The sequence below is a fragment of the Cupriavidus sp. SW-Y-13 genome, assembly GCF_009793345.1.
GTDB lineage: Bacteria > Pseudomonadota > Gammaproteobacteria > Burkholderiales > Burkholderiaceae > Cupriavidus.
Genome location: NZ_WHLX01000001.1, coordinates 465,010 through 477,792 on the forward strand (window position 1 = coordinate 465,010; position 12,783 = coordinate 477,792).

The 12,783-nt window shown below is 62.1% G+C and carries 13 protein-coding genes; 10 read left to right on the forward strand and 3 right to left on the reverse strand.

Annotated features, from left to right (window positions below; all coding sequences use genetic code 11):
• Nucleotides 1–66 precede the first annotated feature (66 nt).
• A complete protein-coding gene (locus GA566_RS02140; RefSeq protein ID WP_160473200.1) occupies nt 67–471 on the reverse strand; it encodes an acyl-CoA thioesterase in 405 nt (134 codons plus the stop codon).
• A 111-nt stretch (nt 472–582) separates the two neighbouring features.
• On the opposite strand from GA566_RS02140, the gene GA566_RS02145 reads away from it, so the two are divergent.
• From GA566_RS02145 to GA566_RS02160, 4 genes are all read left to right on the forward strand, one after another.
• The gene (locus GA566_RS02145) at nt 583–2,475 is read left to right on the forward strand and encodes an ABC transporter ATP-binding protein/permease (RefSeq protein WP_160471441.1); all 1,893 of its coding nucleotides are present in this window, start codon (nt 583–585) and stop codon (nt 2,473–2,475) included.
• Between the two features lie 195 nt (nt 2,476–2,670).
• The gene (locus GA566_RS02150; protein ID WP_137924118.1) at nt 2,671–3,729 is read left to right on the forward strand and encodes an ABC transporter substrate-binding protein; all 1,059 of its coding nucleotides are present in this window, start codon (nt 2,671–2,673) and stop codon (nt 3,727–3,729) included.
• A complete protein-coding gene (locus tag GA566_RS02155; RefSeq protein WP_137924119.1) occupies nt 3,726–4,583 on the forward strand; it encodes an ABC transporter ATP-binding protein in 858 nt (285 codons plus the stop codon). Before GA566_RS02150 ends, GA566_RS02155 begins: the two co-directional genes overlap by 4 nt.
• Nucleotides 4,584–4,585: 2 nt before the next feature.
• Nucleotides 4,586–5,359 carry an ABC transporter permease gene (locus GA566_RS02160; protein WP_137924120.1) on the forward strand — a complete coding sequence of 258 codons (774 nt, stop codon included), beginning with the start codon at nt 4,586–4,588 and terminating at the stop codon, nt 5,357–5,359.
• 10 nt (nt 5,360–5,369) lie between these two features.
• Here GA566_RS02160 and GA566_RS02165 read toward each other — a convergent pair whose 3' ends face one another.
• Nucleotides 5,370–5,828: an Lrp/AsnC family transcriptional regulator gene (locus GA566_RS02165; RefSeq protein ID WP_137924121.1), complete on the reverse strand. Its 459-nt coding sequence runs from the start codon at nt 5,826–5,828 to the stop codon at nt 5,370–5,372.
• A gap of 145 nt (nt 5,829–5,973) precedes the next feature.
• Between GA566_RS02165 and GA566_RS02170 the strand changes: the two genes are divergently transcribed.
• The 6 genes from GA566_RS02170 (at nt 5,974) to GA566_RS02195 (ending at nt 11,819) form a co-directional block, all read left to right on the forward strand.
• The gene (locus GA566_RS02170) at nt 5,974–6,933 is read left to right on the forward strand and encodes a LysR substrate-binding domain-containing protein (protein WP_137924122.1); all 960 of its coding nucleotides are present in this window, start codon (nt 5,974–5,976) and stop codon (nt 6,931–6,933) included.
• Nucleotides 6,934–7,070: 137 nt separating this feature from the next.
• Entirely contained in the window at nt 7,071–8,387 is a 1,317-nt protein-coding gene (locus tag GA566_RS02175; RefSeq protein ID WP_137924123.1) for a Glu/Leu/Phe/Val dehydrogenase, read from the forward strand.
• Nucleotides 8,388–8,699: 312 nt separating this feature from the next.
• Complete coding sequence (locus GA566_RS02180) at nt 8,700–9,599, forward strand: glutamate/aspartate ABC transporter substrate-binding protein (RefSeq protein ID WP_137924124.1); 900 nt, start codon at nt 8,700–8,702, stop codon at nt 9,597–9,599.
• Between the two features lie 65 nt (nt 9,600–9,664).
• The gene (locus GA566_RS02185; protein ID WP_137924125.1) at nt 9,665–10,393 is read left to right on the forward strand and encodes an amino acid ABC transporter permease; all 729 of its coding nucleotides are present in this window, start codon (nt 9,665–9,667) and stop codon (nt 10,391–10,393) included.
• Nucleotides 10,394–10,404: 11 nt separating this feature from the next.
• Entirely contained in the window at nt 10,405–11,088 is a 684-nt protein-coding gene (gene gltK, locus GA566_RS02190) for a glutamate/aspartate ABC transporter permease GltK (RefSeq protein WP_137924126.1), read from the forward strand.
• On the forward strand, nt 11,085–11,819 hold the full coding sequence (locus tag GA566_RS02195; protein ID WP_137924127.1) for an amino acid ABC transporter ATP-binding protein: 735 nt from the start codon (nt 11,085–11,087) through the stop codon (nt 11,817–11,819). The genes gltK and GA566_RS02195 overlap by 4 nt, the downstream gene beginning before the upstream one ends.
• A gap of 118 nt (nt 11,820–11,937) precedes the next feature.
• Here the strand turns inward: GA566_RS02195 and GA566_RS02200 are convergent, their stop codons facing one another.
• Nucleotides 11,938–12,768, reverse strand: a complete 831-nt coding sequence (locus tag GA566_RS02200) for a class II glutamine amidotransferase (protein ID WP_137924128.1) — start codon at nt 12,766–12,768, stop codon at nt 11,938–11,940.
• Nucleotides 12,769–12,783: the final 15 nt, after the last annotated feature.

Here is a 12,783-nt window from a genome sequence, read left to right on the forward strand (position 1 = left end):
TGAAACTACCGCTCGGCGTTCGCCCCTCTCCCGCCTTGCGGGAGAGGGGAACAAATCAATCCCACCTCAAACCGTAGGCAACACCCGCGGCATCCGGCTCTCATCCGTTGCCACATACGTCAGCGTGGCTTCCGTCACCTTGACGATCTCATGGCTGTGGCGCATGCGTTGCGCGTAGACGGCCACTTCCACCGTGATCGACGTGCGGCCGGTCTTGACCACGTCGGCGTAGAAGCTGACCAGATCGCCCACGAACACGGGGTGCTTGAACAGGAACGAGTTGACGGCCACCGTGGCCACGCGGCCCTGGGCACGTTCGACGGCGGGAATCGAGCCGGCGATATCGACCTGCGCCATGATCCAGCCGCCGAACACGTCGCCGTGCACATTGGCATCGGCGGGCATGGGGACGACGCGCAGGGCGGGGTTCTTGCCGGCGGGCAATTCGGAGATGGGGGCGGATGTGGACATGTCGGCGATGGCGGAAAGCGGGAAGTACGGCGAATTCATGAGGCAGTGACGATGAACTGCCGGACCTGACGATCTCTGCGACAATCGCGGCATTGGCCTGAATTCTAACGTATGCGCCGCTATTCCACGACCGCCGAGCCCGCCCCCGCCGAGCCGGCAAACTCCCTGTTCAAGGGCGCTGGCGCGCCCCGCAGCGACTGGCAGACCGTTCGCAACCTGCTGCCTTACGTCTGGCACTACAAGTGGCGAGTGATCCTGGCGCTGACCTGCCTGGTTGCCGCCAAGGTTGCCAACCTCGGCGTGCCCGTGTTGATGAAGAAGCTCGTCGATACGATGAACATCGCGCCGGGCAACGCCACGGCGCTACTCGTGGTGCCCGCCGGGCTGATCGTCGCGTACGGCATGCTGCGTCTCTCCGGCACGTTGTTCACCGAGTTGCGCGAGATCCTCTTTGCCAAGGTCACGCAGAGCGCGGTGCGCGAAATCGCGTTGCAGGTGTTCCGCCATCTGCATGCGCTGTCGCTGCGATTCCACCTGGACCGGCAGACGGGCGGCATGAGCCGCGATATCGAGCGCGGCACGCGCGGCATCCAGTCGCTGATCTCGTACTCGCTGTACAGCATCCTGCCCACGCTGGTGGAGATGTCGCTGGTCATCGGCTTTCTGCTGCTGCACTACGACATCTGGTTCGCGGCGATTACGCTGTGCGCGCTGGTGGCGTATATCGCGTTCACGATCATCGTGACCGAGTGGCGCACGCACTTCCGCCGCAAGATGAACGAGCTGGACTCGCGCGCCAACCAGAAGGCCATCGATTCGCTGCTGAACTTTGAAACCGTCAAATACTTCGGTAACGAGGAATACGAGGCGCGCCGCTACGACGAAAACCTGCGCACGTATCGCACGGCCGCCATCCGCTCGCAGAACTCGCTGTCGCTGCTGAATTTCGGTCAGCAGACGATCATCGCCGTCGGGCTGATCCTGATCCTGTGGCGTGCCACGGTGGGCGTGGCGGCGGGCAAGCTGACGCTGGGCGACCTCGTGCTGGTCAACACGTTGATGATCCAGCTTTATATCCCGCTGAATTTCCTTGGTGTGATCTATCGCGAAATCAAGCAGGCCACCACCGACATGGATCGCATGTTCGTGCTGCTGGGTACGAACCAGGAAGTGGCCGATGCCGCCGGCGCTGCGCCGCTGCGCGTGAACGGTGCGGAAGTGCGCTTCCGCCATGTGGGGTTCGGCTACGAGTCGAACCGTACGATTCTCGACGATGTGGATTTCACGATCGCTGCGGGCACCACCACGGCGGTGGTCGGCCACAGTGGCTCGGGCAAGTCCACGCTGGCGCGGCTGCTGTTCCGCTTCTATGACGTGAGTCGGGGTGGGATCGAGATCGATGGGCAGGATACCCGCAAGGTCACGCAAGCGAGCCTGCGCGCATCGATCGGCATCGTGCCGCAAGACACCGTGCTGTTCAACGACAGCATCTACTACAACATTGCCTATGGCCGGCCCGAAGCCACGCGCGACGAGGTAATCGAGGCCGCGCGCGCCGCGCAGATCGATCATTTCATCAGCGAGTTGCCGCAGGGGTACGACACACCTGTGGGCGAGCGTGGGCTCAAGCTGTCCGGTGGCGAGAAGCAACGCGTGGCCATCGCGCGCACGCTGCTCAAGAATCCGCCGATCCTGGTGTTCGACGAAGCCACCTCGGCGCTGGATTCGCGCACCGAACAGGCCATCCAGTCCGAACTGATGCGCCTGGCGCAGAACCGCACCACGCTGCTGATCGCGCACCGGTTGTCGACGGTGGTGCATGCCGATCAGATCCTGGTGATGGATCATGGCCGCATCGTCGAGCGCGGCACGCACGCCGAACTGATGCGCGCCAATGGCCGCTATGCAGGCATGTGGCAGATCCAGGCGCGTAATGCCGCGCAGGGTGTGCCCGATGCCGATGCGCTCGCCATCGACGCAGGCGACGAGACGCAGGACGCCTGACGCTTCTCTGAAGCGCGCCGTCATCGATTGTCGACAATCGATGACGGCAACCTGCGCGTACAGATGCGTGCGCACAATCATGGGTCGTCAATGCACCGCGCCCATGCATCGCGCCGGTGCGGCATGCCCCCTGCAAAGGCTGGCACGACCCTTGCAAAAAGCACCCTCCAGATAGATAAAAACTGGAGAAGGTCCATGCTGCAATTCGCTCTGCGTCGCCAATTTCTGAAACTGTGCACCACGGCAGGCACCGCGATGGTGCTGTCGACACTCTGCGTGGGCACCGCGCAGGCGCAAGCCGCGACGAAAGTCCGCTTTCAGCTCGACTGGCGTTTCGAAGGCCCGGCGGCGCTGTTCCTGCTCGGCGAGCAGAAGGGCTACTTCAAGAACGAGAAGCTCGATGTGTCGATCGACGCGGGCAACGGCTCGGGCAATGTGGTCAACCGCGTGGCATCGGGCACGTATGACATGGGCTTTGCCGACCTGGCTTCGGTGATGGAGTTCTACGGCAACAACCCCGATGCCAAGAACAAGCCAGTGGCCGTGATGATGGTCTACAACAACACGCCCGCCGCCGTGCTAGCGCTGAAGAAGTCGGGCATCAAGGCGCCCAAGGACCTGACGGGCAAGAAGCTGGGCGCGCCGGTGTTCGACGCGGGCCGTCGTGCCTTCCCGATCTTCGCCAAGGCCAACGGCCTGCAGGCGGCATCGTTCAACTGGCAGGCGATGGACCCCACGCTGCGCGAAACGATGCTGACGCGTGGCGATCTCGATGCCATCACCGGTTTCTCGTTCACGTCGATCCTGAACCTGAACGCGCGTGGCGTGAAGGATGAGGACATCGTGGTGCTGCCGTATCCGCAGTTCGGCGTGAAGCTCTACGGCAACGCGATCATCGCATCGGAACAGTTCCTGAAGAGCAACCCCGAAGCGGTCAAGGCATTCCTGCGCGCCTTTGCGAAATCGGCCAAGGACGTGATCGCACATCCGGAAGAAGGCATCAAGGCCGTGAAGGCGCGTGACGGCATCATCGACGAGAAGCTGGAGGTCAAGCGCCTGAAGTTGGCGCTCGACAGCGTGGTGAAGTCGCCGGATGCCAAGGCCGAGGGCTTTGGCCGCGTGAACAAGCCGCGCCTGTCGCTGATGGCTTCGCAGGTGGCCGATGCCTTCGGCACCAAGGGCCGTATCAATCCCGATACGCTGTGGACCGACGCCTATCTGCCGTCTGCCGCCGAACTGGACGTGCTGCGATGATGGCAAGAGAAGCACTGATGCCCGCCTCGGGCGGGTCACCGGCCGATGCGGGTGGCGGCCAGCCATTCGTCGATTTCAATCGCGTATGGCTGGCCTATGACGATGAACTCGCGCGTCGCGGCGAGTTCGCAGTCGAGGATATTTCGCTGCAGGCTGCAGAAGGTGAATTCATCGCCATCGTGGGACCCTCGGGCTGCGGCAAGTCCACGTTCATGAAGCTGGCCACTGGCTTGCGCCAGCCTACGCGCGGCGTGGTCAGCATCAATGGCACCAAGGTCACTGGCCCGCTCAAGCAGGTGGGCATGGCGTTCCAGGCGCCCACGTTGCTACCGTGGCGTACCACGCTCGACAACGTGATGCTGCCGCTGGAGATCGTCGAGCCGTATCGATCCACCATGCGCAAGAAGCGCGACGAGTACGTGGAACGTGCGCGCATGCTGCTGAAGACCGTGGGCCTGTCCGGCTACGAGGACAAGTATCCGTGGCAACTGTCAGGTGGCATGCAGCAGCGCGCATCGATCTGCCGTGCGCTGATTCACGAGCCGCGCATGCTGCTGCTCGATGAACCGTTCGGTGCACTCGACGCGTTCACGCGAGAAGAACTATGGTGCGTGCTGCGCGATCTCTGGCAAGCGCAACGCTTCAACGTGATTCTGGTCACACACGATCTGCGCGAGGCCGTGTTCCTGGCCGATACCGTCTACGTGATGAGCCCGCGTCCGGGCCGTATTCTGCTGCGCCGCGAGATCGACCTGCCGCGTCCGCGTCCGCTCGACATCACCTACACCGAACCCTTTGCCGAACGCGTGCATGAACTGCGCGAGAAGATCGGGCATAACCGGGGACAACACTGATTATGGCGACGATGTCCTCTCTTCAGGCCAGGCGCGTGCAGCGCGTGGCCCCGTGGATTCTGCTGGGTACGTTCCTGCTGTTGTGGCAGGGGGCATGCCTCATCTTCAACGTCTCGGACTTCATCCTGCCGAGTCCGTCGGCCATCGTGGCTTCGCTGGGCGAGTACGGCGGAGTGATCGCCACGCATGCATGGCGCACGTTCTGGACGACCATGGTGGGCTTCGGCCTCGCCATCGTCGTAGGCGTACTGCTGGGCATGCTGCTCGGATCGTCGCGGCTCGCTTACGCGGCCACGTATCCGCTGATGACGGCGTTCAATGCATTGCCGAAAGCCGCATTCGTGCCGATCCTCGTGGTGTGGCTCGGCCTCGGTGCCGGTCCCGCGATCATCACGGCGTTCCTGATCTCGTTCTTCCCGATCATGGTGAATATCGCCACGGGGCTCGCTACGCTCGAACCGGAACTTGAAGACGTGCTGCGCGTGCTGGGTGCCAAGCGTCGCGATGTGCTGATCAAGGTGGGTCTGCCCCGCGCGATGCCGTTCTTCTTCGCCTCGCTCAAGGTGGCGATCACGCTGGCCTTCGTCGGCACGACCGTTTCGGAAATGAGCGCGGCGAACGAAGGCATCGGCTACCTGCTGGTATCGGCCGGCTCCGCGATGAAAATGCCACTGGCGTTTGCCGGCCTCGTCGTGATCGCGGTGATGGCGATGCTGATGTACGAACTGTTCGCCGTGCTCGAAAAGCGCATGACGAGCTGGGCCCATCGTGGATAGCCGTGGTTGATCAGGCGTAATCCAGCGGCAACGCCGTCGTGTACTTGATCTGTTCCATCGCGAAGCTCGAACTGACATCGGCCAGTTCTACGCCCTGGATCAGTTTCTTGTACACGGTGTCATAAGCGGCGATATCCGGCACCACCACGCGCAACAGGTAGTCGGTATCGCCCGCCATGCGGTAGAACTCGGTCACTTCCGGAATCGATGCCACGAGTCCGTGAAACGCCTTGAGCCATTTCACGTTGTGCTGGTTGGTGCGGATCGAGACAAAAACCGTCACGCCAACATTGAGCTTGGCCGCATCGAGCAGCGCCACGCGCTTTCGCACGACGCCGGATTCTTCGAGCTTCTGGATGCGGCGCCAGCATGGCGTCGACGTCAGCCCCACGCGTTCGCCGATCTCGGCAACAGGCACAGCGGCATCTTCCTGGAGGATCTCCAGGATCTGGCGGTCATAGCGGTCCATGGGATTTCCTGCAAACCTGAAAATTTCGATCCAAAACCCGCGCAGATTGTAATCCTGTTCCAACGGAGGGGGCGGAGGCAGAAAAATATTGTCGATGGCGGCGTCCGTGCTGCGCGGGACGTGGACGCAGGCGATAATCCGCGCCATGGAAATCAAATGGCTTGAAGACTTCGTCAGCCTGGCCGAGACGCACAGCTTCTCGCGCTCGGCGGAACTGCGGCATGTCACGCAGCCGGCGTTCTCGCGCCGCATCCAGTCATTGGAGGCGTGGGTGGGCACCGAGCTGATCGACCGGTCCAGTTACCCCACGAGCCTGACCTCGGCGGGCAAGGTGTTCTACGAGCAGGCACTGGCGATGCTGGCGCAGGTCAGCGAGACCCGTGCGCTGATGCGCGGGCAGCGGTCGGCCAATGCGCAGGTGCTGGAATTCGCCGTCCCGCACACGTTGTCGCTGACGTTCTTCCCCGAATGGCTCAAGGGCGTGGAGCGCAAGGTCGGCACACTGCCATGCCGCCTGCGCGCGCTCAATGTCCACGATGCGGTGCTGATGCTGGTGGAAGGCGGCTGCGACCTCGTCATGGTCTATCACCATCCGCGCCAGGCCATCCAGCTCGATCCGGCGCACTACGACATGCTCGTGCTCGGCACCGAACGGCTGTCGCCTTACAGCGTGCCCGATGCCACGGGTCGCCCGCTGTTCCGGCTGCCGGGTACGGACAAGAAGCCAGTGCCATTCCTGAGTTACACGCCCAATGCGTTTCTGGGCCGGATGGTGGACATGCTGCTGGCGGAGTCCGCCGATACGCTCAAGCTCGACAAATGCTACGAAACCGATATGGCCGAGGCGCTCAAGGCGATGGCGCTGGCCGGACACGGCATGGCATTCTTGCCGGAAAGCACGGTGCGTGAAGACGTGGCCGCCGGCCGTCTGGTGCGGGCCGAGGCGGCGCGCGGGCTGCCGCAATCGATCGATATGGAAATCCGGCTCTATCGCGAGCGACCTTCCGATAACGGGACCGAACGGCGCGGCGGCCAGTCGCGCCGCAAACGCCAGTTCGTGGACCGCATCTGGGCCGCACTGACGGCGCCGGCGTCGGACGCGTGAAACCGCAAGGTGCCAGGAAGGGGCGCCAAGGTTATGCGAGGCTTGCATAACCTGCCGAGGCGGGATGATGAAACGGCATTGGATTGGGGCAGGGCAGCGCCGATATCCTCCGTGTCACCTTCACTCGGAACTCAACGATGTCTTCCGCAGCACCGACGCAAAACGTCTCGAATGTCTCGCATGCCCACGCCCTGCCTTCCTACCTGAAAGCCGACGACCTCGGCCCGTGGGGCATCTACCTGCAGCAAGTCGATCGTGTCACGCCCTACCTGGGCTCGCTGGCGCGCTGGGTGGAAACGCTGAAGCGCCCCAAGCGCGCGCTGATCGTCGACGTACCCATCGAACTGGACAACGGCACCATCGCCCACTACGAGGGTTACCGGGTGCAGCACAACCTGTCGCGCGGCCCGGGCAAGGGCGGCGTGCGTTTCCACCAGGACGTGACGCTGTCCGAGGTGATGGCGCTGTCGGCATGGATGTCGGTGAAGAACGCGGCGGTGAACGTGCCCTACGGCGGTGCCAAGGGTGGCATCCGCGTGGATCCGCGCACGCTGTCGCACGGCGAGCTGGAACGCCTGACCCGTCGCTACACCAGTGAAATCAACATCATCATCGGTCCGAACAAGGACATTCCGGCGCCTGACGTGAATACCAACGCCCAGGTCATGGCCTGGATGATGGACACCTATTCGATGAATTCGGGCAGCACGGCCACCGGCGTGGTGACCGGCAAGCCGATCTCGCTGGGTGGCTCGCTGGGCCGCCATGAAGCCACCGGCCGTGGCGTGTTCGTGGTGGGTTCGGAAGCCGCCCGCAACCTGGGCATGGACGTCAAGGGTGCGCGCGTGGCCGTGCAGGGCTTCGGCAATGTGGGCGCTGTGGCCGCCAAGCTGTTCCATGAAGCCGGCGCCAAGGTGGTGGCGGTGCAGGATCACCGCACCACGCTGTTCAACCCGGCGGGTCTGGACGTGCCGGCAATGATGGAATACGCATCGCACAGCGGCACGATCGACGGCTTCCAGGCCGAAGTCCTCAAGGGTGACCAGTTCTGGGATGTGGAGTGCGACATCCTGATCCCGGCCGCGCTGGAAGGCCAGATCACCGCCGAGAACGCACCGCGCATCACGGCCAAGCTGGTGATCGAGGGCGCCAACGGCCCGACCACCCCGCAGGCCGACGACATCCTGCGCGAGCGCAATATTCTGGTTTGCCCGGACGTGATTGCCAATGCAGGCGGCGTGACCGTGTCCTATTTTGAATGGGTGCAGGATTTCTCCAGCTTCTTCTGGACCGAAGAGGAGATCAATGACCGGCTGGTACGAATCATGCAAGAGGCTTTCCGGGCGATCTGGCAGGTTGCCCAGGACAACAAGGTCACGCTGCGGACGGCCGCGTTCATCGTCGCTTGCACGCGGATCCTGCAGGCGCGCGAGATGCGCGGCCTCTATCCTTGATGGAGGACGATTCATGAAGCCGGGATTTGACGCTGCTGCAATGCAGCAAAATTCCCCGCTTCGGTGAAGCCCGCAACGCGGCGATCGGATGACTCCGGTTGCCGCGTTTTTTTGTCATCAACGGTTTGAAGCGGCGGCAACAATCAGTGCGCACTTGTGTCTCATTTTGGCGCAACGCAGCTAAACCATCGCTGAATTGGCACCAGTTAGGGGAAAAACCCGTTGTCTTGAGTGACGAGCTAAGCAATACTGTTTCGCCGGTGGGGCAGTCTGTTACAGTCCCGCCTTTCTCTTCATGGTCAAGGAGATGTTATGAATGTTGCCAAGTTGGCAGGCCTGATGATTGCGGCAGGGGTGTTGTGCGCAAGCGCGCAAGCAGCTGAGCCGCTGACGGGTACGCTGCAGAAGATCAAGGAAACGGGTGTCATCACGCTGGGCGTGCGGGACTCCTCGATTCCCTTCAACTACAACCTCGGCGGTGTCCGTCAGGTTGGGTATTCCTACGATATCAATATGAAGATCGTGGAAGCCATCAAGGATCAGTTGAAGCTGCCGAACCTGCAGGTCAAGGAAATTCCGATCACGTCGCAGAACCGCATCACGCTGCTGCAGAACGGCACGATCGATATCGAGTGCGGCTCGACCACGAACAACCTGGAACGCCAGAAGCAGGCATCGTTCACGAACAGCATCTTCATCATCGGCACGCGCATCATGGTGAAGAAGGACGGCGGCATCAAGGACTGGGCCGACCTGAAGGGCAAGAACGTGGTGACCACCGCTGGCACCACGTCCGAGCGCCTGCTGCGCAAGATGAACGATGACCAGAAGCTGGGCATGAATATCATCAGCACCAAGGACCATGGCCAGTCGTTCCTGACGCTGGAATCGGGCCGTGCCGTGGCGTTCATGATGGACGACGCGCTGCTGTTCGGCGAACGCGCCAAGGCCAAGAACCCGGCAGACTGGATCGTCGTGGGCAAGCCGCAGTCGCGTGAATCGTACGGCTGCATGATCCGCAAGGATGACGCACCGTTCAAGAAGATCTCCGACACCGTGATCGCCGGCCTGATGAAGGATGGTTCGATCAACACGATGTACGCGAAGTGGTTCCAGCAACCGGTCCCGCCCAAGGGCCTGAACCTGGACTTCCCGCTGTCCGAAGATATGAAGGCGCTCTTCAAGACCCCGAACGACAAGGCACTCGACTGATCGTTGCGATTGGCGCAGTGCGAAACGGAAGGAGCAGTCCTTCCGTTTCTTTTTGAGGACGCACTATGGATTACGCTTTTCACTGGGGAGTCTTCCTCGAGCAGGCCGCTTCCAACGAGACGTACCTGGACTGGATGATTTCCGGTCTCAAGGTCACGATCGCGCTGGGCCTGTCGTCGTGGGTGATCGCCCTTGTTCTCGGCTCGGTGCTGGGCGTGCTGCGCACGGTCCCGAACAAGTGGCTGTCGGGGTTTGCCGCCACTTACGTCGAAATCTTCCGAAATATTCCGCTGCTGGTGCAGCTGTTCATCTGGTACTTCGTCGGACCCGAGCTGCTGCCGGGCGGCGAAGCCATCAAGCAGATGAACCCGTTCACCCAGCAGTTCCTGGCAGCCATGATCTGCCTGGGCACCTTCACGGCCGCCCGGGTTTGCGAACAGGTGCGCTCGGGGATCAATTCGCTGCCGCGCGGCCAGAAGAACGCCGGCCTGGCCATGGGTTTCACGCTGGCGCAGACGTACCGCCACGTGCTGCTGCCGATGGCCTTCCGCGTCATCGTGCCGCCGATCACCTCCGAGTTCCTGAACATCTTCAAGAACTCGGCCGTGGCATCGACGATCGGCCTGCTGGAACTGGCCGCACAGGGCCGCCAGCTGGTGGACTACACCGCGCGTCCGTATGAATCGTTCATCGCGGTCACGCTGCTGTACGCGCTGATCAACTTCACGGTGATGTTCCTGATGCGCTGGGTGGAACGCCGTACCCGCGTGCCGGGCTTCATCGGCACGAAGTAAGGAGCTGCAACATGGCATACGAATTCGATTTCAGCTCCATCAATTACTCCACGCTGCATGTGCTGGGCGAGGGTATGGCCGTTTCGCTCAAGATCACGGTGACGGCGGTGATCGTCGGCATCGTCTGGGGCACGATCCTGGCGATGATGCGTTTGTCGTCGATCAAGGCACTGAACTGGTTTGCACAGGGGTACGTGACGCTGTTTCGGTCCATCCCGCTGGTGATGGTGCTGCTGTGGTTCTTCCTGATCATTCCGCAGTTGCTGCAGAAGGTGTTCAACCTCTCGGCGGCATCCGACCTGCGCATGACCTCCGCGCTGATCGCGTTCTCGCTGTTCGAGGCCGCGTACTACTCGGAAATCATCCGCGCCGGTATCCAGAGCGTGTCGCGCGGCCAGATGTTCGCGGCCCAGGCACTGGGCATGACCTATGGTCAGACCATGCGGCTGGTGATCCTGCCGCAGGCGTTCCGCAACATGGTGCCGCTGCTGCTGACGCAAGGCATCATCCTGTTCCAGGATACGTCGCTGGTCTACGTGAGCGCGCTGGCAGACTTCTTCGGCCAGGCTTACGGTATTGGCGAGCGTGACGGCCGCATCGTGGAGATGCTGTTGTTTGCTGGTCTCGTGTACTTCATCATTTGTTTTTCCGCTTCGCTGCTGGTCAAGCGTTATCAGAAAAAGGTGGCCGTATGATCGAAATTAATAACGTTTCCAAGTGGTACGGCGCCTTCCAGGTGCTGACCGATTGCACCACCAAGGTGGCCAAGGGCGAAGTGGTGGTGGTGTGCGGTCCGTCGGGCTCGGGCAAGTCGACGCTGATCAAGACCGTGAACGCGCTGGAGCCGTTCCAGAAGGGCGACATCCTCGTGGATGGCACGTCGGTGGGCAACCCGAAGACGAACCTGCCCAAGCTGCGCTCGCGCGTGGGCATGGTGTTCCAGAACTTCGAACTGTTCCCGCACCTGTCGATCACCGAGAACCTGACCATCGCGCAGATGAAGGTGCTGGGCCGCTCGAAGGACGAAGCCAACGCCAAGGGCATGAAGTACCTGGAGCGCGTGGGTCTGAAGAGCCAGGCCGACAAGTATCCGGGTCAGCTGTCAGGTGGCCAGCAGCAGCGCGTGGCCATTGCGCGCGCGCTGTCGATGGATCCGATCTGCATGCTGTTCGACGAACCGACTTCGGCGCTTGACCCGGAAATGGTCAACGAAGTGCTCGACGTAATGGTGCAACTGGCCAACGAAGGCATGACCATGATGTGCGTGACCCACGAAATGGGCTTCGCCCGCAAGGTGGCCAACCGCGTGATCTTCATGGACGCCGGCAAGATCGTGGAAGACTGCGCCAAGGAGGAGTTCTTCGGCAATATCGAAGCCCGCTCCGAGCGCGCCCGTCAGTTCCTGTCGAAGATCCTGCAGCACTAAGCGAGCGCGCGAACCTCGCGTGTTTGCTCCCCTCTCCCGCCTTGCGGGAGAGGGACCCAAGACCTCGCCACCTGTCACCGCTTGGGCGTGTCTGACGGTGCTGGCAGTCAAATCCCCCTCAAGTACAAGCCGTATTCGCGGCATTCTTCGCCTGCACTTCAGGCGGTATCGGCACCGTCCACGTCATGACGGGCTTTCCATTCTCGAACATGATCAGCTCGCCAGGCGCAAACTGCGTCCACGTCTCGTTGTCCGTCAACGGTGCGGTGGCGATAACGGCCACGCGATCGTCCGGCGTGGTGACCTGTGCGAAATCGATCGACAGGTCGGCATCGATCAGATGTGCCTTGGAGAACGGCCACTGCCGCACGATGTAGTACAGCCGCGTGGAGCAGTGCGCAAACAGCGCCTGACCGTTGCACAGCAGGAAGTTGAATACCCCATGCAGCGTGATGTCTCGCGTGATGTCGGCCAGCGCATGTCCCAGCTCATTCAGCGGCGGCTGCGATCCCGGAAAGCGTTTGCGCAGCCCCTGCATCAGCGTGCAGAACGCCAGTTCGCTGTCGGTGTCGCCCACAGGCTGGTAGACGCCGGACAGGAAAGGGGCGAATCCGTGCAGGTCGCCGTTATGCGCGAAGATCCAGTGCCGGCCCCAGAGCTCACGCATGAACGGATGGCAGTTCTCCAGCCGGACCGTGCCTTGCGTGGCCTTGCGGATATGCGAGATCACGTTCTTCGACTTGATGGGGTAGCGCTTGATCAGGTCTGCCACCGGCGACGAACCCGCCGATTGGTTATCGATGAACAGGCGGCACGCCTTGTCCTCGAAGAAGGCCACGCCGAAACCATCGGAGTGGTGGTCCGTCACACCGCCGCGCGCGGCAAAGCCGGTGAAGGAGAACGTCACGTCGGTTGGCGTGGCGCAGTTCATGCCTAGCAGCTGGCACATGGCGAGGGCACCGTG